This is a genomic window from Streptomyces sp. Inha503, from assembly GCF_047215865.1.
GTDB lineage: Bacteria > Actinomycetota > Actinomycetes > Streptomycetales > Streptomycetaceae > Streptomyces > Streptomyces lycopersici.
In genome coordinates, this window is sequence record NZ_CP178360.1 from 11,946,744 (window position 1) to 11,970,965 (window position 24,222).

The window sequence follows — 24,222 nt, forward strand, 5'->3', positions numbered from 1 at the left end:
CGGTATGGCACGCTGCCTCTGCGGTTGACCTGCGCCGATGAGCTTTCAGCGTCTTTCAGAGGGGTGCGGCGTTATGCGGCCGATTCTCCCGAGAACTCACCCCCACCCAGCGCACTGTGACCGTGCCCTCGCCCAGGCCCGACCTCCGGGCCTTCACCACTGCTGTGGCCGCGAGCCCCCTGTTGGCGCTGCTGTTGTCAGTCGGAATGCTCAACCGTGCTTTGAAACGGCATCGCTTGCAAACTGCCACATTTCATAGTTCCCGCATTCTGCCGTGATCTCGGCCGTCGCCTGAGCCGCGGTGAAGAAGTCATCCACCACTGGCGAGATGCGTGATGCCGCCACCGCGAGGCACACCTGGTCGGGCGCCAGGTCCGGGATGGGCACATAGATGACGTCCGGATGTGAGTAGAACACGGTCGCCGAACGGGCCAGGAACGAGATGCCCCGGCCGGCCGCGACATGCTCGAGCGTCTCGTCCACCCCGCGCACCAGGTAACCGGCGTTGAGGTGCGGGCGCCTGGTGGGCTGCGTGCTCGGGTCGGCATGCCAGACCAGCGGTCCGACCGCAAGCCTCGCCTCTCCAGACAACGGATCAGCCGCGCCGCGGTGGCGTTGCTGGACGCCGAGGGATCGGAGAGCCTGTCCATGCGGCGTCCCCCTGGCTGCCCGCTCTGATGTCCTCCGCCCACTGTTCGGCCCTCACGCCCTCGCACGCTCTGAGCTGATGTTTGGGTATCACTCGCCCAGCGGTTCGGCGTTCGTGACGACCATGCATGATCCGTGTGCCGTATGCGCCGCTCCGGCTCCGCGCCGGGGTCGACGAACAGCTGGGGACAACCGCCGACCCCTTGGAGGGGCGCTCGTCGATGGCGGGCGGGCCGCGCTCGCCGCGCTCTCAACGATCGGTGAGATGCGATCGCATCGCCTCGGTCCCGACCCGGCCGCGTACGGAGAACCACAGGTTGAAGGAGACCCTCTGTCCCGGCCGCAGCGTCGGGGGGTCGAGGAGGGCGACGTGGATGCCTTGCCGGGACATTCGCAGTGTGCTGTGCGCGCGTACGGTCACTGCCTTCGGCCGCCGGATGGTACCCGGCCGTTTCCGGTCGGGCGCGCGCAGCATGGAAACTCCCAGTTCCGGGGAGTCGGCGAAGATCAGGGTGTCGTTCGTGTCCCCGACGTTGCGGATCTCGAAGTAGGCGGCGGCTGTCTGCCCGGTGGACTGGACGATACGGCCGCCACTGACCCGGATCCTCGGTGTGGGCTCTCCCGCCGCCCCGGTCGCCGTGTAGCCCGTGAGCAGGGCCAGCGTCAGGGCGCAGCCGCCCACCGGCACCAGCGCCGCCCGTATTCCCCGTGTCATCGTCTCCCTCAGGCGGCGTCGCGGCGTGGTGCGGTCATCGGTCGCTTCGGTCGCTGAGGACATCGGACTTCCTTCCCGGGTCGCTGTGCTCGGTGGCCGCGGGGCCGTAGGCGGCGAGGGGAGAGGGCGGGGTGCCGGTCCGCCACTCGCCGGGGGTGTAGTACCGCAGCCGTAGGCTGTTGGTGACGACCAGGACCGAACTCGCGGACATGGCCGCGGCCGCGACCATGGGGTTGAGCCAGCCGGTCGCGGCCAGCGGAACGGTGGCCACGTTGTAGCCGAAGGCCCAGACGAGGTTGGCGCGGATGGTGCTCAGCGTGCGCCGGGTGAGCCGGATGGCGTCGACGACGGCCAGTATGTCGTCGCGTACGAGGGTGATGTCGGCCGCGCCGATCGCGGCGTCGGTGCCACCGCCCATGGCCATGCCCAGGTCGGCGGAGGCCAGCGCGGCGGCGTCGTTGACCCCGTCGCCGATCACCGCGACGCAGCGGCCCTGTTCGCGCAGTGTGGTGACGATCCGTTCCTTCTCCTCCGGGGTCACTCCGGCGTGGACGGTGTCGATGCCGACCCGTTCTGCCATCGCATGGGCGGGGGCGGCGCCGTCGCCGGTCACCAGCACCGGCTCGATGCCCAGTGCGCGCACTTCTCGTACCGCTTCGCGACTGGTGGGCCGCAGGCTGTCCCCGACGGCGAGGAGCCCCGTGGGGCGGTCGTCGATCTCCACGATCACGGCGGTGTGCGCGGCGCGTTCGGCGGCCTCGCGCGCCCGGCGCAACGGCTCCGGCAAAGGCTCCGACGGCCGGGGGCGGCGTACCCGCACCTCACGGCCCTCCACACGCCCGGACACGCCCTCACCTGCAACAGCCCGGAAGCCCGTCACCTCCGGCAGCCGCGCGACGCCGTCCTCCTCGCGGCGGGCGGCCGCGACCACCGCCCGGCCGATGGGGTGTTCGGAGCCCTGTTCCACGGCCGCGGCCAGCCGGAGCACCTCCCTGGCCTCCGGACCGCCCTTCGCCACGGTCGTGTCGGCCAGCGTCATGTGCCCTGTGGTGAGGGTGCCGGTCTTGTCGAAGACCACGGTGTCCACGCGGCGCAGCCGCTCCAGCGCCTCCGGGCCGCGGACGAGGACGCCGAGCTGCGCCCCGCGTCCGCTGGCCACCAGGAAGGCGGTCGGCGTGGCGAGCCCCAGCGCACACGGGCAGGCCACCACGAGCACGGCCACGGCCGCGGTGACGGCCGTCTCACCCGCCGCGCCCGCACCGAGCCAGAAGCTGAGCACCGTGCCGGCGATCGCCACGATCATCGGCACGAACACCCCCGCCACCGCGTCGGCCAGCCGCTGGATCCTGGCCTTGCCCGCCTGCGCCTCGGTCACCAGCCGGGTGATGCGGGCGAGTTGGGTGTCGGCACCGACGGCCGTGGCGCGCACGACGAGCAGCCCGCCGGAGTTGACGGCGCCGCCGACGACGGCGGTGCCGGGGGATACCTCGACCGGCACGCTCTCGCCGGTGACGAGAGACAGGTCGAGCGCCGAACCGCCCTCGACGATCACACCGTCCGTGGCGACCTTCTCGCCGGGGCGGACCACGAACTCCTGTCCCGTGGTGAGTTCGGCCACCGGGACACGGCGGCTGCCGTCTCGTTCCCGCAACTCCACGTCTTTGGCGCCGAGTTCGACCAGTGCCCGCAACGCCGAGCCGCTCCGGTGCCGGGCACGCGCCTCCAGGTGGCGCCCGAGGAGGACGAACAGCGGTACGGCGACCGCCGCCTCCAGGTAGATATGGGGGACTCCGTCGTCGGCCGAGGGCAGCAGGCTGAACGGCATGCGCATCCCCGTGACGCCCGCGCCGCCCCAGAGCAGGGCGTACGCCGACCAGGCGAACGACGCGAGAACGCCGAGGGATACCAGGGTGTCCATGGTGGCCGTGGCATGCCGCAGACCGCGCAACGCCCGCCGGTGGAAGGGCCAGGCACCCCAGGTTGCTACCGGCGTGGCGAGGGAAAAGCAGGCAAGCTGCCATCGGTCGAACTGCCAGGCGGGGACCATCGAGATGACGATCACGGGCAGCGCCAGTACCGCCGTGACAACGAGCCGTTCGATGTCGACGGTCTCATCGCGGCCGGGCCCGTCATCTGCCCCGTCCCGAGGCGATCGGCTGTCGTCTTCTCCGGTGGCGGCGGGAGGGGCGGGAAGCTCGGCGGTGTAACCGGCCCGTTCGACGGTGGCGATCAGCTCGTCCACGTCTACGGTGGCCGGGTGGGAGACCCGTGCGGTGCCGGTGGCCAGGTTCACGGTGGCGGACACGCCCTCGACGCGGGTAAGTTTCTTCTCCACCCGGTTCACGCACGCTGCACACGTCATCCCGCCGATCAGCAGGTCGGTGGTGTGCGCGGACCCGCCGGACGGGGTGGTCCGATGGGACGCTGTGTCCGGCCGCTCGCTCATCGTGCCGCCTTCCAGGCGCTGGGGCCCTGTGGGCCCATGCCGTGGGTATCCATGCCTCCGGATCCGCCGTCCTGCGGCACACTCCGATGGATACCGGGAGCCACCGGACCGGCTGCCCGCCCCACCGCGTAGGAGGCGGCCATCAACACCGCCAGGAGGACGAGAAACCCGGTGAGAGCGGGTGGCGGCAGCGCGCGACGGAGCCGGGCGCCGCGTGGCTCCGCTCCGTCGGGCGCCGGTCGCGGCGGCGAGGTGGTGTCGGTCAGCGGCATCTTCGGCACTCCCCTGTGCAGGCTTGGCGGAAACGGCCGGGGTTCACTCCCCTTTACGGTCCGGGGGCGGTCGGCCGCTCACCGTACGGAGGCTCTGTCAAACGAGGAGAAAACCGCCCCGGCCGGGAACTGCCGGGGCGTGTCAGCCGACATCTGAGCTGTGAGGGATTTCTGCCTCGGCCCGGCGGAGAGCGGCAAGTCCGACAGACGGAAGGCCGCCTGCTCGCCGCCCCGCAGCCACCACGCGCTCAGAATGCCGACCAGAAGGTGCGCGGCGAGCATGCCGGTCAGGGTTCCGTGCATACCGTCGTGCGCCATCGAGGGCGACATTCCGGCCATATGGTCGGTCGCCATCCGGCCGCCGAGGTGCCCGTGCTCGGCCATGGCGGAGGCGGCGTCGCGGTGGAGCTGCCCGCTCAGCAAGGCGTCGGCCAACCCGCCGGGACAGCGACGGCCGGGACCCGCTGCCGCCGTCCAGAGCCTGGCCGAATGAGAAGACGGTGTGCAGCGCCGCCTGTGTGCCCAAGGTGAGGCAACGGACGGCCGGGTGCGGTACGCGACAGTGCCTGGCATGGTCCCGTTAGGGCGCCCCTACTCTGTGGCGCACGCCACTTCATGTCTCCGGAACTTCCTCCTCCGAAGGTCCGACTACTGGTCTGGTATGGCTCCGGCCGACCGGTACGGCCCCCGACCCAGGAGAGTTCCTATGTCCGTCGAACCCGTCGCCGCCGGTCCCGATGATGGAACACGATCGTCGGACACGCCGGAGGCCGGAGCCTCCCTCGCCCCCGGCGACGGCCGCCCGGGCAGCTGGTCGGCCCTGCGTCCGTTGGTCCTGCGACTGCATTTCTACGCGGGCGTCCTCGTCGCGCCGTTCCTGCTGGTGGCCGCCGTGACCGGACTTCTCTACGCGGGCTCCGTCCAGGCCGAGAAGATCGTCTACGACCATGAGCTGCGGGTCCCGGTCGGCAAGAGCGAGCTGCCGCTCTCCCAGCAGATCGCCGCCGCCCGCAAGGCCCACCCCGAGGGTGAGATCGGCGCGATCCGCCCCTCACCGGAGGCGGGCGCCACGACGCGCGTGCTGCTCTCCGGCGTCAAGGGGGTCGACCCCGAGCACAAACTGGCCGTCTTCGTCGACCCGTATACCGGGAAGGTGCGGGGCGCGCTGGAGCAGTACGGCACCAGTGGCGCGTTGCCGCTGCGTACCTGGATCGACGATCTGCACCGACGCGTTCGTCTGGCTGCGGCATCTACCAGCTGGAGGTGGACGATGAGATCCCGCGTGGGCGACGTCTCCCGCTGTGGCTGTGGGACATCGCGCTCGGCGTCGAGCCGCTGACCTACCAGGTGGTTCACCGCATGTTCGAGCGGGCGAACGCCAACGCGGGGACTTCCGCGAAGCTGCACGCGTTGCGGCACACCGCCGCCTTTCGTATGGCCGAGGACCCCAGTCTCCCTCTTATCGATGTCCAATTCGTCTTTGACCACGCTCATTTGACCACGACACAGCTATACCTCACGCCTCGCCAGGAAGTGGTGATCCGGCGACTGCTGGCCCACCAAGCAGAGCAGACACGACGGGCGGCTGCCCGCGCCGCCCGCCTCCGGCAGCCGACTACCGGCTGGAAAGTCTCGATGTGCTGTTCGGGGCCGGTGCCCGGTGACCCTCACCTTGTCGACGAGTACCGGCTCTCCCACACCGGCCGCGGGCACGGCATCGTCATGGTGCTGGACTGGCTGGAAGATCAGCCGGGACAGACGTGGCAGGAGCGGTGGCAGGCCAGCGGCATCGAACAGACCGGTGCCGCCTGGCAGCCGGTGATCCAGCAGTGGCCGCACGAGCACGGCTTGAAGGCGGCCTGGCGCATGCCGGCGGCTGGCCTGGCCCTGATGACGCTGATCAGCGCCGATCTGCTGCGGCCGTCGGTGGACTGGCTGGCCGCAGGGGCCAGCCGCCGCCGGAGTCCGGCGTGATGAGGCAGGGAGAACTCCACCACGCCAGCGAGAGCAGGCGTGCGACGCCGAGTGCCGAACTACGGCAGGTTGCGCCTACCGATTCCGCGGCTCGACATCGCCGCACGGGGACGACTGGCTGTTCGTCCGACAGTACCCCCGCCGATCCCGACGGGGGTCTTTCGTGTCCGCTGGTGTCGCAAGAGCCCGCGGCCCGACGGCGGCCCGAGTGGTCAGCAGGTCAAGGGTGCTCTTTACGGCGAACAGCAGGACACCAAGCCAGGACTCAGTGTCCGTACTGGCGGCCCGCCGGCGCACGCTCACCTCACTTGCTGATTGATCAGCACTGAACGTTGGTACCGCCGTTTACGAGGTACCCGTTGTAAACCCAGCCGTACCTCGTCGACGCTGTACGCAGGTACGTAAACCCGCCGGTCGTGCAGTGGTAGTCGACGTTGTTGGCAGTGGTGGCCTGGCCGGTGATGTCGCATTCCCAGGCCGGACCGTTGCGAAGGTAGACGTTCTGCGTGAAGTACTGCCCGTAAGGGCGCGTGTCTCTGTCGGGTGCGCTAACGCCACAGGCGGTGGCTTCCGCAGCAACTGCCGCAGGTGCCACTTGTACTGCCAATGCCAGGGCGGCTCCGGCGGTGAGCAGGCTGACTATTCGTCTCATGCTGGTTCATACCTCCAGATGTCGTGGAAATGGTGCACGCTTCGCGGCCGCGATGGATCTCCGCAGCAGTGCGACGGTTCGGCCGGCTAGGCACGGCACAGGCTGCTGGCTGTCGGCAGGCTGAAGCAACGGCAACCCGCTGTCCCGGACAGGCGCCGACTGTCCGGGCTGGTCAGGACCTTGTCCGGACTGTGTCCCGGACAGAAGCGATGCACCTGCCGCAGTGAATACCGGATTTACCGCGGCAGAGCCGGAGGGGGCGGACGGGTGGGAATCGAACCCGGAGAAGGGGGGCGTTGCGGGTGCCGCGCGCCCGCGGCGTGCCGCTGTCCGCGCCACCCCCGTCGTACGCCGCGGCGGTCGAGCGGTACCTCACCGGCGCGGTCATCGAGAAGTCCTCCGCACGCATCTACCGGATCTCGCTCAGCACCTGGGGTTGGATACTGCGCGGCGAACCAGCGTCGGCCTCCCTCATGTGCCGGTGCCGCCACAAGGCCTGCTCGGCCTCGGCGTTGGCCAGCCCGTCCAGCAGCCCCGGAGGCAGCCGCTGGGCGGACGCTGAGCCGATCACCTCGAATCCGGGCGATACCCACTACCGCCCGCCGGACCACACTGCGTGGCCCCAGCGATGTCTGCCGTGACCGATGAGTTTTGTGCGGATCCGTGGTCGATACGACTGGATACACCGACAGCGGTGGGCCTGTGCTGGGGACGTTCCAGCGCGGGAGGAAGCACATGGAGGCTGTGATGAGCGTCGACGACTCCGACCAGGGGCACGCGATCGGGACGGGCGGGCAGGGGACGGGGGTGAGCGGTCCCAGGGTGTTGGTGGCGGGGGCGAGCATCGCGGGACCCGCGCTGGCCCACTGGCTGCGCCGACGGGGGGCCGAGGTGACCGTGGTGGAGCGGGCTCCCGAGCTGCGTCCCGGCGGGCAGGCGGTGGACGCGCGCGGGGTCGCCAGGGAGGTCATCGGGCGCATGGGGTTGGACCCGGCGGTGCGCGCGGCGTGCACCGACACCGCCGGCGCGCACACCGTGGACGCGGACGGGCAGGTGCTGGAGACCTTCCGTGCCGACGACGACGGTGGCGATGGGTTCATCGCGGACATCGAGATCCTGCGCGGGGACCTGTCCCAGGTGCTCTACGACGACACCCGCGACGGCGTCGAGTACGTCTTCGGCGACCGAATCGCCGAGCTCGCCCAGGACGCGGACGGGGTCGACGTGGTCTTCGCGGGCGGCAACCGGCGGCGCTTCGACTTGGTGGTCGGGGCAGACGGGCTGCACTCGGAGCTGCGAGCGATGGTCTTCGGGCCGCATGACCGGTTCCTCCGCCACCTCGGGCACGCGCTGGCCTTCTACAGTGTGCCCAACGAGTTCGGGTTGGACCGCTGGCTGCTGGAGTACCAGGATCAGGAGTCCGGGCGCTCCGCCCTCCTGCGGCCCATCCAGGACGCTACCCGGGCGATGGCCATGTTCTACTTCGCCTCGGCTGACTTCGGCGTGGACCACCGTGACGTCGCGGTCCAGAAGGTCCTGGTGCGGGAGCGGGTGGCGGGCCTGGGCTGGTTGACCCCGGACATCCTCGCGCACCTGGACGACACTCCGGACTTCTACCTCGACCAGGTCGCCCAGGTGGTGATGGACCGCTGGTCGAGTGGACGGGTGGGGTTGCTCGGGGACGCGGCGTTCAGCTCGTCGCCGATGTCCGGGCAGGGCACCGGGCTGGCATTGGTCGGTGCCTACCTGCTGGCCGGAGAGCTGGCCGCTGCCGGATGGGACCCCGACGCCGGGTTCGCCCGCTACGAGGCGCGGATGCGCTCGTTCGTCGAGGCCAACCAGGAGATCGGCCGGTTGAACGCCCGCAGCCGCGACGTCCCCGGGCCAGACGCCGAGCCGCGCCCCGATTTCGCCAGTGAATGGTTCACGGAGCTGGTCGGGCGCGCGATCAACGGCGTCGAGCTGCCCGACTACGCGGGGGTGCCGGACTCCGCAGCCCCGGCAGGATCCCCGATCCGCTCGTCGGCCAAGCCGTAGGTGTCACATGACGTGTCGAGAGGGACCATCCTTCGGTAGGACGCCGCCGGATGACCTCCGCTCATGCCCCACGATGCGTGTTGGAGCGCCCGTTCGGCGGCCAGGCCACGCTCCGATGAGGCGGTGTTGGCTCGGAAAGCTGACAAGATCGATGAGAATCCACCGCGTGGGGTCTCTGTGGTTCCGTCACTTGCCTGGTCGGCGCTCACCGGAGCTGACGAGACCATTGAGATATCAACCCCGTGACGTCCAAGCCCATTGATCCCAGCCGGATCGCTCGCCCGTCTTGTCTCAAGACAGTTGTCAGTGCGCAGCTCGCCGACATGGCTCCGCGACACGATGAATGCGAACGGATCCGGGACGGAATCGGCATCCGGACCGGCTGGTGTTCCAGGGCATCCTGTTCGTGCTGCATACCGGGATGGCCTGGGAGCCCCGCCGACCGGGGCAGAACCGGCAGCAAGCACCATCTGATCACCGACGCCACCGGCATCCCGCTCGTCGCCACCCCGACCGGCGGTAACCGCAACGACGTCACCCAGCTGATCCCACTCCTTCAAGCCGTGCCGCCGGTGCGGGGCAAGCGCGGTCGGCCCCGACGCCGCCCGGAAGTGGTGCTGGGCGACCGCGGCTACGACCACGACCAGTGCCGCCGCCTGGTCCGGGACCTCGGCGTGAAGCCGCTGATCGCCCGCCGCGGCACCGAGCACGGCTCCGGGCTCGGCACCAGGCGCTGGGTCGTTGAGCGCGCGTTCGCCCACCTGCCCTGGTTCCGCCGCCTGCGCATCCGCTGGGAGATACGCGACGACATCCACGAAGCCTTCCTCACCCTGGGATGCGCACTCATCCGCTGGCGACGTCTGAAGTCATTGCGGCAGTAGTCTTCACTGCATGTGAGAGCAGTCGGAGTCAGGGTCCCGCGCGATGGCGATCACGTCGTCGAGCCGATCGCGCACAGCGAGCAGATCGGTGATCCGCTGGTCGATGCGGACACGCTCGGCCGCCATCTGATCCAGGAGTGCTCGGGGCGCTCTTTCTTCGTCCGAGTCCATGCACGGCAGCACCTCGCGGACCACCCTGCTCGGGAGGCCCGCGGCGTACAGCTGTTGGATCAGCCGGACTCGGCCGACGGCGGTATCGGGGTAATGCCGCTGGCCGCCGGGGCTGCGGCCCGCCTGGAGCCGACCCTGTTCCTCGTCATAGCGCAGCGCCCGGACGCTCGCTCCCGCCTTCTCGACGACCTCACCGATGCGCACCGGTCCTCCTCTGTCCGGGCGGCCCGTCCGACTTGCACCTGACGCCAACGTGAGGTTTTAGCGTCGTGGGCGTCGGCACCCGCCGAACATTCACCCCACTGATCTCCCGAACGGCCCTTTCAGGCCGCGTGGAAAGGCAGAACGTCATGCGCGCAGTCCGCTATCACGAGTACGGCGGTGTGGAGACCCTCATGGTCGAGCAGGCGCCGGACCCACATCCCGGACCCGGCGAGATCCGCGTCCGCGTCGCGGCGGCCGGCGTCAATCCCGTCGACTGGAAGGTACGTTCCGGTGCGGTGCGCGAGGTGCTCCCCGTGGACCTGCCCGCGATTCCTGGGCGTGATGCCGTCGGCGTGGTCGACGAGACCGGTGAGGGCGTGCGGGGCGTGAGCATCGGCGACCGTGTCTTCGGGCTGGGCGGCGTCACCGGTGCCACAGCGGAGCTGGCCGTCCTCTCGGCCTGGACCCACGCGCCCACCACGTGGACCGACGAGGAGGCCGCCGGCGCCGGTCTGGCATCCGTGACCGCGATGGGCGGGCTGAAGGCACTCGGTCCCCTGCGGGGGCGCACTCTTCTCATCGAGGGCGCCGCCGGAGGCGTGGGCAGTGCCGCGGTCGAGATCGCGGTGGCTCAGGGCGCCACCGTGATCGGGACGGCCAGCGAGCGCAACCACGAGTTCCTCACCTCCCTCGGAGCCGTTCCCACCACCTACGGCACCGGCCTCGCGGAACGCCTCGCCACCCTGGCTCCGGACGGTGTCGACATCGCGCTCGACACCGCGGCCTCCGGGTCCCTGGCCGATCTCATCGCGATCGTGGGCGACCCTGCCCGCGTGTCGACGATCGCCGACCACGCCAACGCGCATCGCCTGGGTGTGCGTCTGGCCAACGCGGAGAACGACTCCACGCTCCTCGCCGAAGCGGGCGAACTCGGCCGGCAAGGCCGCTACACACCGCGCATTGAGCGGACCTACCCGCTCGAACGCATCGCGGAAGCGCACGCATACGCCGAGCGCGGACACACGCGGGGAAAGATCGTGGTCCGCATCTGAGCTTGTCCCACCGTTCGGGGCTCCCGCGGCTTCGGCCGCGGGAAGTCCGCACCTCCGGATCACCAGTCCTGGAGCGATCCAACCAGCTCGGAGATCATTTCGTGAGGAGTTCTTACTGGGCCGAAGTGGCGTTATGCCCAGAAAATCCAGGTCGCGCTGCCGGACGGCATAGCCGGAGTCGTCCTGCGGCCACCAGGGCGGCACGCCCTGCTCGACGGGTCTGTAGTGTGCGGCAATGACGAGAAGCGAAGGGCTCGCGGAGCAGTTGGACTGGTACTGGCGCAAGAACCTGCGGCCACGGCTGGAGGGTCTTACCGACGAGGAGTACTTCTGGGAGCCGGTGCGCGGCTGCTGGAGCATCCGCCCACGTGGCACGTCGGCCGCACCGATGTCGGCGGGTTCGGGGGAGTGGACGATGGACTCCGCGTCTCCTGACCCGGTGCCGGCGCCGGTGACCACGATTGCCTGGCGGCTGGCGCACATCATCGTCTCGTGCCTGGGCTATCGGGTCGGATGGCACTTCGGCGGCCAGGACGTCGACTCCCAGACGTTCGCCTACGCGGGGACCGCTGACGAGGCGCTAAAACAGCTCGATGAGATGTATGGGAGATGGAACGCGGGGGTCCGCGAGCTCTCGGACGCTGATCTGGAGAATCCGCCCATGGTGGGCCCCGAGCGGCGTCCCATGGAGGGCATCGTCCTGCACGTCAACAGGGAGCTGATCCATCACGGCGCCGAGATTTCCCTGCTGCGCGACCTCTACCGCTGGCAGGACGCCGGCCGTACCGCACCGAATACGACTTCCGGTAACCGGTGATCGAGCTTCAAAACTTACGTGGGCTCCGTGACGCTCCATGGCTGTTGCCGCCGAGCGGTCTCACGATCTTCAACCGCCGTTCTGCGCAGGTAGAAGGCCCTGGCATCCCGGGCGAGTGCCACGCCATGGCCTTCTGGCTGCATGTTCGAAGTTGGCGAAGCTTCCATGAACATCACCAAGGCCGCCCCCACCGTGCTCAACCTTCGGTGAGGCAGGACAGCGGTGACCCAGGTGAGACCTGGACCTTCACCTTCGCCCACTGGCCGCGGACAGGGAGCGACGCATGAGCGACTCGTGCCCGGACCACCCGCGCCACGGCACCGAGGGCTGGGAACTCACCGACTCCACGCGGGAGCCCGTTCGAGGTGAAGCGCGCGTCCGGCGGTCAGCGCCCGAGCCGCGTGCTCCGCTGTCACGCCGCTCAGTCCCGTCCCCAGGGACAGCGCGCGCAGGGAGAGAACCTGCGCGGCCATCATCGCGATGACCGGATCGCCGGAGGTGAGGTAGGACTCGCAGTCGACATCGTCCAGATCGCCGGGACCGAGGCGGCGACCGCCGCGCACCTCCTTCACAAGCTCCTCGATGCGTGTGCTCAAGGGAGCCGGTGCCTCGTCCGCCGCCCACCGCAGATACGGCAGTTCGCGTGCGCCCATCGCGAGCACGACGATCTCCGCCAGCCGCCGGATGGCCGGATCGGGGTGCAGCAAGTGGTGTGCCTGGCAGACCGGGATGCAGGTGCAGACCTTGTTGCAGGTACAGATCACACCTCCGCCACCACCGTAGGTGGAGGAGGGCGGTTCGTACGTCGGGGTCGGTGGTTCGTACGTCGGGGGATCATAGGTCGGTGGTTCGTACGTCGGAGTCGGCAGGTCAGGGGACGACGTCGAGGGGCTGGGGGTCGAAGAAGACGGCGGGGTGTGGGTCGGCGGTTTCGATGGGGGATGGGACCCGGCGGGAGAGGGGGACGAGGCGGGCTCCGAGCCCCCGTCGTCGCATCCGCCGAGCAACAGGGCCGCCGCGACCGACGACGCGATACCCGCTCCCAGGAGGCCACGCCGCCCCGGCGTCGCCGTCCAGGGGGGCCTGGTGACGGGTAGGACCTCCACCGGGCTCGTGGGGTCCTCGTGGTCCATGTGCTGGATCTCGTACCGCGGAGCACCGGAGGTCCGCTCGGGGCCGGGCTGGTCCTTCCCGGAGCGCCTGGGCCGCGGCCACGGCAGCATGACCTCATTCATGCTCGCCTCCGTGCACGCCACAGGGCTCGCCGTCACGGGTGTCGCGCCACAGGAGACCGCCCGCTCCCGCGATCCGGGTGAGCAGCTGGTCCTTCACCAGCTCCCGGGTGATGTGGCAGCGCTGGGACCCGGTGAACTCGCCCCGCCCGTTCGCCGACAGCGACTTGTGGTAGCAGTCGCCCGCGCAGTTCCACTTGGCGAAGCACCCGTCGCAGAAGGACCGGTGTTCGACGCCCAGGCCGCGCAGCCGGTCGAGCCGGTCCATGTCGAAGGTGTAGCCGTCCGGCCCGGACGAACCGTAGAAGAACACATCGGCGAACTCGTTGTCCTCGGAGAACGCCTCGAAACAGGCCGATACGTTCCCCGCGGGGCTCAGGCAGAAGTTGTCCTGGGTGACCCCGCAGAAATGGTTGGTGAGCGTTCCGACCCGGGCCGCGCTGTAGATCAGCTCATGGCCGAAGCGAGCGGCCCTGCCCTGGGCCTCCCGGTAGGCGGCGATGAACTCCTCCGTCTCGGCGTCCGCCTTCCCCGCATGTCGCCCCAGCTGATAGGCGGGCTCCACCTGCACGCGTTTCGGTGTGAAGTTCGACAGGACGAACTCGATCGAGTCGGGCAGCAGCGGTATCTGCTCGGCGGTGACGGTCAGCCGCACGGCGTAGGGGTAACCCGCCTCGGTGAAGCGGCGCATCGTATGCATGACGCGAGCGCTCGACCCGGTGCCCCGGACGGTCGGCCGGTGCTTGTCGTGCGCCTCGGGCAACCCGTCGAAGGACAGGCTCATACCGCCGTTGAGGTGGGCGATCATCCAGTCGATCTGACGGTCGGTGAATACGCCGTTCCCCGCCGACGCCGCGATGACCTCGAGGTCACCGGCCCGCTCACGGGCGTAACCCAGCGACTCGGTCATCAGACGCCAGTGGACGCTGGGCTCGCCGCCCCCGTGATAGTTCACCCCGGCGAACGGCGCGCCCTCGCGCCGGGCGTTGTCGATGACGAAGTCGATGCCCCGCTTGGCGACGTCCATCGTCATGTACGTGGCCGGGGTGTCGCCCGCCGAGGCATAGCAGTAGGTGCAGCGCAGATTGCACGCCGTCGTCAGGAAGAGCGTGACCTCGGTCGGAGAGGGGGCGCCGCTACGGCGGGTGACAGGTGAGGGAGGCTCTCGCAGAAGCCCCGTCTCACGGGCGAGCGCCACCACGCTGTCGTCCCGGCCCTCACCGGCCAGGACGTCGGAGAGCGCCGCCACCAGGCCCTTCGTGGCGGCGAAGGCCACACCGTGCAGCGGTGCGTACACCAGCTGCGCCCCGTCCTCCAACGGGATCGCGAAGACGTCCGTCGTTCCGTTCAACGATCACTCCAAGCCACTCGCCTTCGACCCCGCTGCGACACGGTTGCGACGCGGACAGCGGGAGGTCACCGTGCGGCGCGCATGTCCGAGCGGAGCTTCCCCGCCGCCCCGCGCGGCACCGGCGCGCCCGGCACATCCTGCGCCAGGTGCCCCGGGACCCCTCCCGACGGGAGCGGGTAAGGGTGGCGAGCCGCTTCGACGCTGAGCACGCCGGTCGCCTGCGCCGGTACCGAGGCACCACCTTGTTCGCCGGTGAGCCACGGGCTCGCACCGCCCCTGGCGCGGCCACCAGGGCACGGCCCGTCAGCGCCGCAGTAGTCCTTCGTGTCCCGCGGACAGCACACCTAGCCGTAGATCGACGACAGCGCCAGCATGCCGGTCGAGTTAGACACCTCAACGCCTTGTGGACTCGATGAGTCCACCCGGCGGCAGGTGCGAGCAATCAGTGCGTCGAACCGTGCCCATTCGTTGCCCGTGATCAGGTAAGCCGCCGCGCCACATCGGGCGCGAGAGGGCGTTCGACAGGCAGGTCGGGTCCGACCGGCTCATCCAGGCAGGGCTGGAAGCACTGATCGCCGGGGCCGAGAGCGCCTCCCTCGCCATGCTGGCCGGCCTCCTTCGGGGCGAAGAGCCCGAAGCGCCAGCGCTCTTCGCTGAGTCAGACCCCGAGAGATGACGGCGGTGTCGTGTCAGAGTGTTCTGCTGGCGATTCACAGCAGGACGACGCATGCGCGTTCCTCCAGCTTGGTGAGCAAGCGGTAGGAGGGCGTGCAGGTGTTCCAACGAAGATCCAGCTTCTCCAGGGCGGGCATCCGTGCGACCCAGTTCGGAATCCGGACGATGTGGTTGCTGCGGAGGTCGAGTTGCCGAAGCCGGGGAAGGTCGGCCAGCGAGTCGGGCAGTTCGGTGAATGCGTTCTCACGCAGGTCCAGGTGTCGTAGTTCGCGCAGACCAGTCACCGTCGGCGGCAAGTCTTTGAGTGCGTTCCCTCGCAGCCAGAGTTCGCGCAGCTTGTGGAGGCGGCCGATGGTGTCGGGCAGTCTGGTCAGCCGGCTGTGCTGGGCTCGGAGTTCGATCAGTTCCGTCATCCGGCCGACGGTTTCGGGCAAGGCGGTGAGAGGGTTTTCGCCGACGTTGAGGTAGCGCAGCCGCGTCAGGTTGCCCAGCGTGTCCGGGAGCTGGGACAGCTTGTTGTCGTGCAGGTAGAGGCAACCGGTGAGTTCGACCAGGTCGCCCAGTGAGTCGGGAAGCGAGGTGAGTTCGTTGTGGCCGAGGTCCAAAGTGGTCAGACTTCCCAGTTGTCCGATCTTCGGCGAGAGGGTGGTGAGGCCGTTGTCTGCCAGGATCAGCACTTGGAGCTCGGTGTGCTGCCAGACCGACTCGGGCACTTCTCCAAGCTGCTCGCGCCAGAGGCTGAGTGTGGGCTGCATGGCCCCGTCCTTTCCGTTTGGCGGTCTGGCTGGAGATTCTTGCGTGGGGCATGAGGCCGGGCCAGCGGGCGCAGTGCCTTGATGAGCCGGTTCCGGGACAGCGCGCGCAGCAGCACAGCGCCTCGCGGACGGTCACTTCGTAGTCGGCCCGGTACAGCGAGAACGTCAGGTTGTGGTTCACGGCCCCGCCGCGGAGGTCCTCGAAATAGCACTCAACCTTGCCGATCGGTGGCCCGGTGCCCTTCGTCGGCTTGATGCACGCGAGCAGCTGGATCTGACGGTCCTTGCTGGTCATCGGGGTGGTGAGGACGGATTCGTCGCCGCCGAAGTTGTACTGGCCGCCGATGCTCCGGTTGGTGAGATCGGTGGGGATGGCCCCGACCGCGATGTCCTCGGGCAACTGTGACCGCAGCCCGATCGGCGCGATGAGGTGCGCTGCACGCTCTCGCCCTGGGCACCTGCGATCGGATGATCGGCCTCGACCTTGGCGAGATCCCGGTGGACGGCCGCATCACCCAGGCCCCGTCCGGCGGCGAGAAGGCCGACCGCTCGCCGGTCGACCGCGGCAAGCAGGGGCTGAAGCGCTCCGCCGCCTGCGCTGCCTGGGCCACCTGGGCCGCCTGCGACGCTCGCGGCGTCCAGTGCGGGGCAAGCGTGGCCGACCCGGCGCCGCCCCGACGTCGTGCTCGGTGACCGCGGCTATGACCACGACAAGCACCACCGACTCGTCCGCGCGCTGGGGGTGAAGCCGCTGATCGCACGACGCGGCACCGCACACGGCTCCGGACTCGGCACCAGGCGCTGGGTGGTCGAGCGTGCCTTCGCCCAGCTGCACTGGTTCCGCCGCCTGCGCATCCTCTGGGAGATACGCGACGACATCCACGAAGCCGTCCTCACCCTGGGACGCGCGCTCATCCGCTGGCGACGCCTGTCACAGCAGGCCCGTGCCCTCGCCCTCCCCCAGTAGCCGTTCCCTGACCGAAGGAGCACGGTCAAGGAGCCGCCTGACCTGCATCCCCTCTTCTTGTGAGGTCACCTTCGGCAGCGGGGTGAAGTCGTCAGGAATCACATCCAGCAGGCTCAGCACGCGGTCTCCCGCGCGCAGAGCGATCAGCAGTTCGCACCGCAGATGACGTGGAACGTCCGGTCGGTGGTACAGGCTGTGCCACAGGGCCGGCCACAGGTAGTGGGTGCCGTCAGGCGCCGCATTCGCTTGCACCCACGCCGGGTCCAACCGCTGGCTCAGGCCGAGGCCCCCGCCCGCTCCTCCAGCCTGAACAGCAAGGCCGAATCGATGACCTTCACCTCGCGAGGCAGCGATTGTTCGAAGTCCACCGGCCCATGCTGCCCGACAGCACCCCACGCCGGGCAGCCGATCCCAAAACAGCTGCAAGCTGGGTGACCAGCAGAGGCAACGCACAAGCGGCACGGGGCCAAGCCCTTGCCGCAGCAGAGGCTCAGCAGGCCGCAACAGTCGGGATGCCGCCCGCCGACCTGGATCGCCGCGATCCACCTTGGATGGTGTCCCTGATCCTTCGGCTTCGTCGCTTTGATCAGCGCACCGCTGACTTACCGGTTCGATCCGTAGTACCATTTCAATAGGTACATCCGAGGGTGTCACGACAGGAGGGCCGTCGCATGCCGGCAGCAGGCGAGACGGAGCGCGCCCCGAACATCGCCAAGGACGTATGGGATGCCGCAGGCCGCCGTGCCAAGGACGAAGGTCTACCCCTCATCTGGGTGGCCTCCCGAGCCCTCACCGACTACGCCGCCGGGACTCTCGCGCTGCCGCGTACCTCTCCGAACCCTGAGGCACGCAACCGGCGAGGCCGCACCATCTTCACCCCTGATGCCGTATGGCACGCGGCCAACGAGCGCCGCACCAAGGACGCGGTCCGGTCCATGTCCGCCCTCGTCGAGATCCTGCTGGACGCCTATGCCCGAGGCGAGGTCCACACCTACGCTCGCATGGTCACCACCGGCCAGCGCGATGCCGTCGCTTTCACCAGCACCCCCGGTGACCCCACGGGCGCCATGCGCTCCACACTGTCCGTAGCCTGACCGCCACCACCGAAGGAATGCCGCTCATGACCGCCGCGCCGCTCGGCTCAGGGGCCGTGCCCCCCATGCCGGACAGGACGCCCAAAGCGCTCCGCGCTGCCATCGCCCAGCACGCGCCGCAGCTCCTTGTCGACTTCGACCGGCATTGGCGTCGCGATATCGCCGATGCCTACGACCTCGCGCCGGTCCCCGCCTTCATGGCCCGCTGGTGGGGCGAATACGCGGTCTCCCGCGACCCGCGCCTGGAGGCGAAAGTGCACGCCCTGGAGGACGAGGCCGACCGGGAGCCCGACTACAGCCGCGCCAAAGCCCTCATTGAGGAAGCCGGGGATCTTCGCCGTCAGGCGGCGAAAGCGGAACCCGGCCAGTGACCGACGGTTTCATGGGGCCGCCCTGGCAAGCGGACTGGACCAAGAAGGCCGAGGAAGACCGCGACGCCCTCCCAGAAGCGGCCCGCACCCTGGTATACGCCGCCCGCGCCGAACTCGTCACGGCCGCCGACCCCTACTTTCGGGGCATCGACACCGACCGGGACCTTCCAGCCGGGATGAGCGTGGAACCGGCCCAGTCCACCCGCCCCGGTGGTCAGCACATCCTCTATTTCGACCACGGACGTGGCTGGCTGCGGTACCAATTCACCAGGAGAACCACCGACCCTCAGCTCGTGATCGAAGAGTGCTTCTGGCAGTGAGCCGATCGCACCGCTTTCACTGACGGCCGATCGACACAGTTCTCCGGCGGCACATCGAACCCCGGCACCTCCTGGGAAATTCCGCGCTGGTCACCCGCGACCGGCGCCGTGGTGAACATCGGCACGTCCACCGCCCTGGCCGGCGAGATACCGGAAGGCGCCTCGGGCCACTCTTCGTGGGCTTCCGGCTCGGGGCGTACGCCTGCTTCTCCAGACACCTCCAGCAGAGCGGCGATCCGGCCCCATCTTCCAGCCGCTTCCAGCGCGGGACCGCCCCGGTGCCGTGGGCAACGTTGCCGAGAGGAGGCGTTGCCGAGAGGGAGGCGGGGCCGGGCGCGTGTCAGGTGGGGGAGTGGAATGCAGACCAGAGCGGCGAGATGCCGGGTCGTGCCCGGCATGCCCATCTTGCTGAAGTGGTGTGCCTGCACGCTGGCGGCGGGCCACGGTGGCGGAGGCGGTGTTGCCGTGGTGGAGCATGGCCGTGATCTGCCCGACCCCGAGCGCGCCGAAGCCCCATGCGAGGACGGCACGTGCTGCTTCCGTGGCGTAGCCGTTGCCCCAGTGCGCTCGGGCGAAGGTCCACCCGATCTCGGTCTCGCCTAGCGCCTGGGTGTAAGGGCCGACGAACTGGTTCACCTGGTCATCGGTGTGGAGACGTTCCCACCCGTCGGCGTCGGCTTCGGAGAGCGGGCGCAGACGGAGGCGTGGTGTGGTGAGCACTGGCCTCAGCCCGATGTGAGGGCCAGTACAGCATCGGGGGGAGGAGGAGGTGTCGGCGCAAGGCAGCGGGTCGTTGGCGCCCGGCCGTTTTCGGCCGGGGTCAGTTCGCGGGTTGCAGGTCGGCCGGGAGGAGTTGCTCGGTGAGCAGGCGGCGGACCCTGGCCTGGCGGTCGGGAGCGGTGAGCCATGAGTCCAGGAGCTGCCAGCCGTGAAAGTAGCTGAGGACGTACAGAGCCATACCCGTGGCCCGTAGTGAGGCAAGTGCTGCGCTGGTCTCGGCGCCGGAGAGCAGAGCCCAGCGGGACAGGTAGGCGGCCAGTTCGGTGTCCGGACGGCCTTCGGCTGCCAGGAGCGCGGTGTTGGCCCAGACGCCGAACAGGATGTTCTGAACGTGGTGGATGGCGGCGAAGTCGCTGCCGTCGGGGGCGATGCCGTATGCGGCGAGTACGTTGTCGGTCAGCCATGCCTGGGCCTCGTCCCCGGGGAAGACAATGTCCTGGGCATGCAGTCCGAGCCCTTCACTGATCACGAAGCTGGGTCCGAGCATGAACCGAATCTGTTGATCGAGGCGGCCCTGTTCCTCGACGAGCAGACGTTCCTTGCACAGGGACTCGGCGATGTGCCCGGGGTGACCCTCGTGCGCGACGACATACAGAAGGTCGGCGAGGTTGAACGGTAGATCGCTGTTGATGTGCAGGGTTGACCGCACCCCGCCCTCGTACTCCCCGGCCGCCCGGAAGTGCGCACCGGATACCAGTCGGCACTGCACCACCTCGTCCGCCGGTAAAGGCACGATGGCACTGGTGCGCCGTCGTGTCTCGGTGACGGCTCTGGCGACGAGGTCGGGCAGTCGGTCCATCCGCTCCGTCGGCAGTGTGTGGGCCGCCTGCCAGGCGTGCAGCCGGTCCGCCAGGGAGCCGGCGCCCCGTGGCAGCGCGGCGTGCAGATGGGCATGAGCCTCCTCGAACAGCGTTTCTGGCAGCCATTGCGCTGAAACCCCCAAGCATTCGTGGGCGTACTCCGGCAGCGGCAATTTCTCGCCGGACAGCCGCCGAGCGACTGCCCGCAGTGCCCGGACATGGGCGGCCAGATACGCGGCGCGAGGGGGAGGGAAGGGCACCTGCTCCAGCAGCGCATCAGCGTCGTCGGCCAGCCGTCCGGCCGAGGGCAGATCTTCGCTCTCCGCCTGTGCACGCCATTTCCGCGGCCCGCGGTAGATGAGCACCGTCCCTGTGGCGCTCCCAGCCATCTGCCGGTTGACTCGCAGCGCCAACAGCGCATAATCGCGCAGCCACTTCCGTGACGTTACCGACATTGTTTCCTCCCTGTCCCTGAAGCCGAGTTCCGGCACGAAGCTAGCTGTACGATTCTCCGTACGGCGTACGGAAGGAGTGCGAAGAGTGCCTCAGCCACGTCCCCCGGCGATCTGGTTCACCGACGAGCCCGACCGCAAGCCTCGCCTCTCCAGACAACGGATCACCCGCGCCGCGGTGGCGTTGCTGGACGCCGAGGGATTGGAGGGCCTGTCCATGCGGCGTCTCGCGGCCCGCCTGGAGGCCGGCACCATGTCGCTGTACGAATACGTCGGCAACAGGGAGAACCTGCTGGACCTCGCCGTGGACGAGGCCATCGCCGAGATCGAAGTGGATGGCGTCGACGATGCGCCCTGGCGAGAAGCCCTCACCCGCCAGCTGACCCGCAGCAGACACGTTATGCGGCGTCACCCCTGGCTGCCCGCTCTGATGTCCACCCGCCCACTGTTCGGCCCTCACGCCCTCGCACGATCTGAGCTGGTCTATTCCGTGCTCAACAGGGCCGGACTCGACGGGGCCCGGCTCACTGCGGCCGTTTCATCGCTGACCTGTTACGTCCAGGGGTACACCGCTACGGAGAACCTATGGCGCAGCAGCCATCGCGACCCCGCCGCAGAGACCGAACTGCGCCGCCAGGCCCAGCAGTACCTCGATCGCCGAGAAGAACTCCACCCCACGCTGGCCAGGCACGCCGACCTCGGCAACGATGACTTTGACGGCTCATTCCAACTCGGTCTGGAAATCGTGCTCGACGGGATCGAAGCCCGCATCGGCACGTAGCTTCTACGCGACCACGACGCAGTAAGTGCCTGTTTTTTGATCCAGCCGGGTGGTTGCCTTAACGACGTGCATTAGGCGTTCATCCGGGGCCGGACTCGGCCCATGGGCTCTCGACGACGAGCGGGAAAGGCGACGTCCATCCCATAGTCGCCCGTCGCCTGACCGCCGAGGATGCTCGGTCCGTCGTCGACATCGGGGGCGGCAACGGCCTCCCCGCCGGCCAACTCGCCCGCGAAGACGTGGGAACCGTGGTCGTCGACCGAGCGGGCCACGTGGGTCACGCTCGCCGTCCCGCCGTCCTCGGGGACGCCCTGCGGCTACCTTTCCGGGGCGAGGCGTTTGACGGCGCTGCCGCCCTGTGGATGCTCTATCACCTGGCCGACCCGGTGCTCGCCCTTAAGGAGGCGCACCGGGTGCTGGGGGTGGGAGGACTTCTCGCCGTCAGCACGGTCAGTCGGCACAATGACCCCGAGCTGGCGCCGTTTCTCCCGGACTGGGGGAAGCCGCTGAGCTTCGACGCGGAGAACGGACCCGAACAGCTTGGCCGTGTCTTCGATGTCGTCGATGTCCAGCGCTGGGACCGGCCCGTGGTCCACCTCGCCGACCATGCCGCTGTCACGCTCTTTCTCCGTGGCCGCGGGCTTTCGGAGCATGATGCGCCCCAGGCCGCGGAGCGACTCAGGCCTCCGTTGACCATCACCAAGCGCGGCATGATCGGCTGGGCCCGCAAGCGGTGACGCGAGCCTCAGATTCCTCCAATCGGAAAACAGAGCTGAAGATGCTTGCGCCCGGAGGGGCTCAGGCGGGGAAGGCCCAGCATCGCCAGGGCGCACCGCCGGTACTCCGGTGCCGCCTGCTGCACCGCCTGGAGCGCGGCGAAGGCGAGCGCGGCCGACTCCGTGTCCGGCTCGCCCGGCTCCACCAGCTCCACGAACGCGCGCTGGGCGGTGGCGACATCGTCCGGGTCGTCCAGGTCGGCGGACCAGGTCGGCCTCCACCATCAGGGGCCTCGATCCGGCGCCGGTAGCCGCACGCCTACACAGCCCGGCCGCACAGCCCTGCCCGCAACCCTCACACGGCAGCGCCTGCCGGACCGCGTCGGAGGCGACCTCAGCCGCGCGTTCGCGGCTCTGCCCGCTCCGGCCCCGGCGTCCTATCCCAGACGGCAGGGGACAAGTAAGGAGAACTTGGTGTGTGGCCCAGCCAGGGAGTACCCGGATCGGGGCGTAGTGGACGATGACATGCAAAGTCTCCCGCGATGGTGCGTGGGCCACTCGCCCTCAACGACCCTGGAACCTCACGACCCGGTCAGCGAACATCGCGGACATGTCCAGGAGACGAGCTGAACCTTGAAGCACAGCGTCTCCGCCGAACTGCTGTACTACCGCGACGAAGGGACCTTGCCGGAACCAGACGTAGCGGCCCATCAGCTCCGGCGGTATATCGGTGTCGGGGCTGCCATCGCTGTTGAAGTAGGTCTGCTCCCGGTACTCGAAGAACTGGCTTTCTTCGCCTCTCTTGGTCAACTGCACCTTTGGGTGATTTGGGCTACGGCTGCCAATAAAACCCACATACGCGAGATGGGCCGAGTCAGCATCCGGGAAGGCGTACAGGACGAACTCAGTGGAGTTGCCGGTGCCTTCAGCACCGTCGTAAGTGACGCTACCGGCGGCTGTGGCTTTGTGGCATTCCGGCACCGCTTTGCAGGCGGGAACGCGAGTGGCAGGCGCGAATTCAGGCGCTTCGGCTTTGGGGAACAGCTTCGCATCCACGTCGCTTCGTTCGGGGAGCATCTTGCGGATCGTGTCAGTGCCCGCGGCCGACGCCGTGACGCTGGGGTTGGAATCGCTCGCGCCGTGCTGGGTGGTCGTCTGGCTGTTCGGCGTGTCATCGGTGTTGATCAGTCTCACGCCGCCGTACGCGGCGAGTGCCAGCAGGATGAGGGCCAAGGCGATTGCCGCTGCGAGCAGCATTCGTCCGGCAGGCGTGTTGTTGATCGTCAGAGGGCCCAGCGCTATCTGGTTGTGTTTCAGTCGGCTGCCCGTGATGACCACACTTCCGGTGGTCTGCTGGGTGGATGTGTGAAGAAGTAAGTCCAGCCGATCAGCGAACTCGGCGTCGCCGCTGATTTCGTCAGCAAGGGCGGCTTGAACATCCTGTTGGGCAGTGGGATCGCTGGGTGAGGCGCTCAAGCCGTCCAGAGCGGTACGACCGCGAGCGGAGTGGTTCAACCTGTCTTGTATGAGCTGGGATGTTGCCGTGCTGGCTGCGCCCCCCAGGACGGAGATCAGAGCCTGTGTAGCCATTGCCGCCAGGTCGTTCTGGTTCACTCGACACCCCCGTGTGTCATCTCGGTCGTGACATTGTCGCCATGTTCGGACACGCCACGACTGCTCCGCCAGAGGAGCCACGACTCCAGGAGCGAATGGCGCGATCTGCCGCTTCCACGAGCCCAGCACGAACTGGGGTCGTCGGACCGTGGGCGGACGCCTCTGACGCTCACGGGGTGGAATCGCGCGGCCTGTGCCGCACCGTCTGCTGCCTGCGCCGGTCCTCGTCGGTGAGCTTCTTCGCCCATTTCGGCTCGGCCAGGACCTGCTGGAGCAGCAAGGTGTTGACGTGGACGAGGCTGGACTGGAGCAGGTACAGGGCGAGCATCGAGGTCTCGGCGTGTTGGGCGTCGGCCGGTACGAGGAGTACGGCCCTGGCCGGGAGCAGGAGGCCCTGGCTGCTAGGCCGTGTATCGAAAGTGGATCTTGGGCTGTGAATGATCAC

General features: G+C 68.8%; 28 protein-coding genes and 3 pseudogenes. 14 read left to right on the forward strand and 17 right to left on the reverse strand.

All coding sequences use genetic code 11. The features are described 5' to 3' along the window. Positions 1–210: 210 nt before the first annotated feature. The 5 genes from ACJX2R_RS49390 to ACJX2R_RS49410 form a co-directional block, all read right to left on the reverse strand. Positions 211–591, reverse strand: a complete 381-nt coding sequence (locus tag ACJX2R_RS49390) for a LysR substrate-binding domain-containing protein (protein WP_413105511.1) — start codon at positions 589–591, stop codon at positions 211–213. 307 nt (positions 592–898) lie between these two features. After that, the gene (locus ACJX2R_RS49395; RefSeq protein ID WP_413105512.1) at positions 899–1,363 is read right to left on the reverse strand and encodes a copper chaperone PCu(A)C; all 465 of its coding nucleotides are present in this window, start codon (positions 1,361–1,363) and stop codon (positions 899–901) included. A gap of 34 nt (positions 1,364–1,397) precedes the next feature. Further along, complete coding sequence (locus tag ACJX2R_RS49400) at positions 1,398–3,809, reverse strand: heavy metal translocating P-type ATPase (protein WP_413105513.1); 2,412 nt, start codon at positions 3,807–3,809, stop codon at positions 1,398–1,400. Beyond that, positions 3,806–4,081 (reverse strand): hypothetical protein, encoded by a 276-nt coding sequence (locus tag ACJX2R_RS49405; protein ID WP_413105514.1) that lies wholly within the window; start codon positions 4,079–4,081, stop codon positions 3,806–3,808. The genes ACJX2R_RS49400 and ACJX2R_RS49405 overlap by 4 nt, the downstream gene beginning before the upstream one ends. A gap of 78 nt (positions 4,082–4,159) precedes the next feature. Beyond that, positions 4,160–4,516, reverse strand: coding sequence for a hypothetical protein (locus tag ACJX2R_RS49410; RefSeq protein WP_413105515.1), 357 nt, complete (start codon positions 4,514–4,516; stop codon positions 4,160–4,162). Positions 4,517–4,787: 271 nt separating this feature from the next. Between ACJX2R_RS49410 and ACJX2R_RS49415 the strand changes: the two are divergent. Then, positions 4,788–5,354 (forward strand): annotated as a pseudogene (locus ACJX2R_RS49415) (PepSY-associated TM helix domain-containing protein); the annotation flags it as partial. 86 nt (positions 5,355–5,440) lie between these two features. Then, a complete protein-coding gene (locus ACJX2R_RS49420) occupies positions 5,441–6,055 on the forward strand; it encodes a tyrosine-type recombinase/integrase (protein WP_413106155.1) in 615 nt (204 codons plus the stop codon). A gap of 319 nt (positions 6,056–6,374) precedes the next feature. On the opposite strand, the gene ACJX2R_RS49425 is transcribed toward ACJX2R_RS49420, so the two are convergent. Continuing rightward, positions 6,375–6,707, reverse strand: a complete 333-nt coding sequence (locus tag ACJX2R_RS49425; protein ID WP_413105516.1) for a hypothetical protein — start codon at positions 6,705–6,707, stop codon at positions 6,375–6,377. A gap of 302 nt (positions 6,708–7,009) precedes the next feature. Here ACJX2R_RS49425 and ACJX2R_RS49430 point away from each other — a divergent pair, with 302 nt between their 5' ends. From ACJX2R_RS49430 to ACJX2R_RS49440, 3 genes and pseudogenes are all read left to right on the forward strand, one after another. Continuing rightward, entirely contained in the window at positions 7,010–7,348 is a 339-nt protein-coding gene (locus ACJX2R_RS49430) for a hypothetical protein (protein ID WP_413105517.1), read from the forward strand. A gap of 106 nt (positions 7,349–7,454) precedes the next feature. Beyond that, positions 7,455–8,744, forward strand: coding sequence for an FAD-dependent monooxygenase (locus tag ACJX2R_RS49435; protein WP_413105518.1), 1,290 nt, complete (start codon positions 7,455–7,457; stop codon positions 8,742–8,744). A gap of 431 nt (positions 8,745–9,175) precedes the next feature. Then, a pseudogene (locus ACJX2R_RS49440) lies at positions 9,176–9,625 on the forward strand (IS5 family transposase); the annotation flags it as partial. Positions 9,626–9,628: 3 nt separating this feature from the next. Here the strand turns inward: ACJX2R_RS49440 and ACJX2R_RS49445 are convergent. After that, positions 9,629–10,000, reverse strand: coding sequence for a MerR family transcriptional regulator (locus ACJX2R_RS49445; protein WP_413105519.1), 372 nt, complete (start codon positions 9,998–10,000; stop codon positions 9,629–9,631). 146 nt (positions 10,001–10,146) lie between these two features. Here ACJX2R_RS49445 and ACJX2R_RS49450 point away from each other — a divergent pair, with 146 nt between their 5' ends. Together ACJX2R_RS49450 and ACJX2R_RS49455 are read left to right on the forward strand one after the other, a co-directional pair. Further along, on the forward strand, positions 10,147–11,052 hold the full coding sequence (locus ACJX2R_RS49450) for an NADP-dependent oxidoreductase (RefSeq protein ID WP_413105520.1): 906 nt from the start codon (positions 10,147–10,149) through the stop codon (positions 11,050–11,052). A 235-nt stretch (positions 11,053–11,287) separates the two neighbouring features. Further along, positions 11,288–11,900 (forward strand): annotated as a pseudogene (locus tag ACJX2R_RS49455) (DinB family protein). Positions 11,901–12,204: 304 nt separating this feature from the next. Here the strand turns inward: ACJX2R_RS49455 and ACJX2R_RS49460 are convergent. From ACJX2R_RS49460 to ACJX2R_RS49470, 3 genes are all read right to left on the reverse strand, one after another. Further along, positions 12,205–12,633, reverse strand: a complete 429-nt coding sequence (locus ACJX2R_RS49460; RefSeq protein ID WP_413105521.1) for a hypothetical protein — start codon at positions 12,631–12,633, stop codon at positions 12,205–12,207. Positions 12,634–13,096: 463 nt separating this feature from the next. Continuing rightward, positions 13,097–14,452, reverse strand: a complete 1,356-nt coding sequence (locus tag ACJX2R_RS49465) for a radical SAM protein (RefSeq protein WP_413105522.1) — start codon at positions 14,450–14,452, stop codon at positions 13,097–13,099. A 710-nt stretch (positions 14,453–15,162) separates the two neighbouring features. Beyond that, positions 15,163–15,882: a leucine-rich repeat domain-containing protein gene (locus ACJX2R_RS49470; RefSeq protein ID WP_413105523.1), complete on the reverse strand. Its 720-nt coding sequence runs from the start codon at positions 15,880–15,882 to the stop codon at positions 15,163–15,165. A 468-nt stretch (positions 15,883–16,350) separates the two neighbouring features. On the opposite strand from ACJX2R_RS49470, the gene ACJX2R_RS49475 reads away from it, so the two are divergent. Both ACJX2R_RS49475 and ACJX2R_RS49480 read left to right on the forward strand, forming a co-directional pair. Then, positions 16,351–16,575, forward strand: coding sequence for a hypothetical protein (locus ACJX2R_RS49475; RefSeq protein ID WP_413105524.1), 225 nt, complete (start codon positions 16,351–16,353; stop codon positions 16,573–16,575). Further along, positions 16,565–16,849 (forward strand): transposase, encoded by a 285-nt coding sequence (locus tag ACJX2R_RS49480; RefSeq protein WP_413105525.1) that lies wholly within the window; start codon positions 16,565–16,567, stop codon positions 16,847–16,849. Before ACJX2R_RS49475 ends, ACJX2R_RS49480 begins: the two co-directional genes overlap by 11 nt. Here ACJX2R_RS49480 and ACJX2R_RS49485 read toward each other — a convergent pair. Then, complete coding sequence (locus ACJX2R_RS49485) at positions 16,814–17,101, reverse strand: hypothetical protein (protein ID WP_413105526.1); 288 nt, start codon at positions 17,099–17,101, stop codon at positions 16,814–16,816. The two genes, ACJX2R_RS49480 and ACJX2R_RS49485, sit on opposite strands and share 36 nt — an antisense overlap. Before the next feature lie 419 nt (positions 17,102–17,520). Between ACJX2R_RS49485 and ACJX2R_RS49490 the strand changes: the two genes are divergently transcribed. The 3 genes from ACJX2R_RS49490 to ACJX2R_RS49500 are packed head-to-tail and all read left to right on the forward strand — an operon-like array spanning position 17,521 to position 18,634. Then, positions 17,521–17,943 carry a hypothetical protein gene (locus ACJX2R_RS49490; RefSeq protein WP_413105527.1) on the forward strand — a complete coding sequence of 141 codons (423 nt, stop codon included), beginning with the start codon at positions 17,521–17,523 and terminating at the stop codon, positions 17,941–17,943. A gap of 26 nt (positions 17,944–17,969) precedes the next feature. Continuing rightward, entirely contained in the window at positions 17,970–18,314 is a 345-nt protein-coding gene (locus tag ACJX2R_RS49495) for a DUF6247 family protein (RefSeq protein ID WP_413105528.1), read from the forward strand. Beyond that, positions 18,311–18,634: a hypothetical protein gene (locus ACJX2R_RS49500; protein ID WP_262705938.1), complete on the forward strand. Its 324-nt coding sequence runs from the start codon at positions 18,311–18,313 to the stop codon at positions 18,632–18,634. The genes ACJX2R_RS49495 and ACJX2R_RS49500 overlap by 4 nt, the downstream gene beginning before the upstream one ends. A 90-nt stretch (positions 18,635–18,724) precedes the next feature. Here the strand turns inward: ACJX2R_RS49500 and ACJX2R_RS49505 are convergent, their stop codons facing one another. Further along, complete coding sequence (locus ACJX2R_RS49505) at positions 18,725–19,354, reverse strand: GNAT family N-acetyltransferase (protein ID WP_413105529.1); 630 nt, start codon at positions 19,352–19,354, stop codon at positions 18,725–18,727. Positions 19,355–19,454: 100 nt separating this feature from the next. After that, on the reverse strand, positions 19,455–20,669 hold the full coding sequence (locus tag ACJX2R_RS49510; protein WP_413105530.1) for a hypothetical protein: 1,215 nt from the start codon (positions 20,667–20,669) through the stop codon (positions 19,455–19,457). Positions 20,670–20,754: 85 nt separating this feature from the next. Between ACJX2R_RS49510 and ACJX2R_RS49515 the strand changes: the two genes are divergently transcribed. Then, a complete protein-coding gene (locus tag ACJX2R_RS49515; protein WP_413105531.1) occupies positions 20,755–21,447 on the forward strand; it encodes a TetR/AcrR family transcriptional regulator in 693 nt (230 codons plus the stop codon). Positions 21,448–21,518: 71 nt separating this feature from the next. Here ACJX2R_RS49515 and ACJX2R_RS49520 read toward each other — a convergent pair whose 3' ends face one another. Then, positions 21,519–21,728 carry a hypothetical protein gene (locus ACJX2R_RS49520; protein WP_413106202.1) on the reverse strand — a complete coding sequence of 70 codons (210 nt, stop codon included), beginning with the start codon at positions 21,726–21,728 and terminating at the stop codon, positions 21,519–21,521. Between ACJX2R_RS49520 and ACJX2R_RS49525 the strand changes: the two genes are divergently transcribed. Continuing rightward, a complete protein-coding gene (locus ACJX2R_RS49525) occupies positions 21,687–22,184 on the forward strand; it encodes a class I SAM-dependent methyltransferase (RefSeq protein ID WP_413105532.1) in 498 nt (165 codons plus the stop codon). The genes ACJX2R_RS49520 and ACJX2R_RS49525 overlap by 42 nt on opposite strands. A gap of 8 nt (positions 22,185–22,192) precedes the next feature. Here the strand turns inward: ACJX2R_RS49525 and ACJX2R_RS49530 are convergent, their stop codons facing one another. The 3 genes from ACJX2R_RS49530 to ACJX2R_RS49540 all read right to left on the reverse strand — a co-directional run bounded on the left by ACJX2R_RS49530 (position 22,193) and on the right by ACJX2R_RS49540 (position 24,222). Further along, positions 22,193–22,378: a hypothetical protein gene (locus ACJX2R_RS49530; protein ID WP_413105533.1), complete on the reverse strand. Its 186-nt coding sequence runs from the start codon at positions 22,376–22,378 to the stop codon at positions 22,193–22,195. A gap of 349 nt (positions 22,379–22,727) precedes the next feature. Next, positions 22,728–23,777 (reverse strand): hypothetical protein, encoded by a 1,050-nt coding sequence (locus tag ACJX2R_RS49535; protein WP_413105534.1) that lies wholly within the window; start codon positions 23,775–23,777, stop codon positions 22,728–22,730. 169 nt (positions 23,778–23,946) lie between these two features. Continuing rightward, complete coding sequence (locus ACJX2R_RS49540) at positions 23,947–24,222, reverse strand: hypothetical protein (RefSeq protein WP_413105535.1); 276 nt, start codon at positions 24,220–24,222, stop codon at positions 23,947–23,949.

What these genes read in the sequence shown, in the direction of transcription:
- ACJX2R_RS49510 (WP_413105530.1), bottom strand. Translation starts at nt 20,669, where the DNA reads ATGTCGGTAACGTCACGGAAGTGGCTGCGCGATTATGCGCTGTTGGCG.
- ACJX2R_RS49420 (WP_413106155.1), top strand. Translation starts at nt 5,441, where the DNA reads ATGTTCGAGCGGGCGAACGCCAACGCGGGGACTTCCGCGAAGCTGCAC.
- ACJX2R_RS49405 (WP_413105514.1), bottom strand. Translation starts at nt 4,081, where the DNA reads ATGCCGCTGACCGACACCACCTCGCCGCCGCGACCGGCGCCCGACGGA.
- ACJX2R_RS49495 (WP_413105528.1), top strand. Translation starts at nt 17,970, where the DNA reads ATGACCGCCGCGCCGCTCGGCTCAGGGGCCGTGCCCCCCATGCCGGAC.
- ACJX2R_RS49425 (WP_413105516.1), bottom strand. Translation starts at nt 6,707, where the DNA reads ATGAGACGAATAGTCAGCCTGCTCACCGCCGGAGCCGCCCTGGCATTG.
- ACJX2R_RS49450 (WP_413105520.1), top strand. Translation starts at nt 10,147, where the DNA reads ATGCGCGCAGTCCGCTATCACGAGTACGGCGGTGTGGAGACCCTCATG.
- ACJX2R_RS49395 (WP_413105512.1), bottom strand. Translation starts at nt 1,363, where the DNA reads ATGACACGGGGAATACGGGCGGCGCTGGTGCCGGTGGGCGGCTGCGCC.
- ACJX2R_RS49475 (WP_413105524.1), top strand. Translation starts at nt 16,351, where the DNA reads ATGATCGGCCTCGACCTTGGCGAGATCCCGGTGGACGGCCGCATCACC.
- ACJX2R_RS49470 (WP_413105523.1), bottom strand. Translation starts at nt 15,882, where the DNA reads ATGCAGCCCACACTCAGCCTCTGGCGCGAGCAGCTTGGAGAAGTGCCC.
- ACJX2R_RS49400 (WP_413105513.1), bottom strand. Translation starts at nt 3,809, where the DNA reads ATGAGCGAGCGGCCGGACACAGCGTCCCATCGGACCACCCCGTCCGGC.
- ACJX2R_RS49490 (WP_413105527.1), top strand. Translation starts at nt 17,521, where the DNA reads ATGCCGGCAGCAGGCGAGACGGAGCGCGCCCCGAACATCGCCAAGGAC.
- ACJX2R_RS49435 (WP_413105518.1), top strand. Translation starts at nt 7,455, where the DNA reads ATGAGCGTCGACGACTCCGACCAGGGGCACGCGATCGGGACGGGCGGG.